Source organism: Chryseobacterium sp. CG10_8 (assembly GCF_058117085.1).
This window is the reverse complement of the sequence record NZ_JBYVEB010000293.1, coordinates 1-467: the sequence shown is the minus strand read 5'-3', so window position 1 is coordinate 467 and position 467 is coordinate 1. Positions and strand designations below refer to the sequence as shown.

Genomic DNA, 467 nt, shown 5'->3' with positions numbered 1-467 from the left:
CCATTACTTACTAAATTTGTCAATCCTGAAAAGTTTATGATACCTCCTGCCTGTACTGCACCTCCATAATAATTACCCTGAACAGCATGATAAACTGTACCTCCATAATTATATTCTGTCTTTACAAGATTACGTTGAGAGTTAGTAACTCTAAAATCAACATTACTGTTCACGGAATTATCTTCTCTTACAATGGTAAAATTACCTACAACAGTCTTTCCTGTCTCTGAGATCCAATTGATACTTGACAGTTCTAAATCTAAGTTTTCAATAGGTGTAGCAAATGTTAAGGTATAGCTACCTCCTACAGTTGCAGGAGATGTTTCTCCAAATAAATAAGAAGTCCCTCCTGCTGTACCTATAGATCCACCACTTGTAGAATACAACATGTTAAGAACAGTACTTCCCGCAGTAACACTACCAGTAGTATTACTGGTTGAAGTGTATCTCAAATTTTGATATCTACA

The 467-nt window shown here is 35.5% G+C and carries 1 protein-coding gene; it reads right to left on the bottom strand.

The features are described from left to right. A partial coding sequence (locus AC4AGG_RS16810) for a hypothetical protein (RefSeq protein WP_489773172.1) occupies positions 1-452 on the bottom strand: 452 nt, incomplete at its 3' end. Between the last annotated feature and the right edge of the window lie 15 nt (positions 453-467).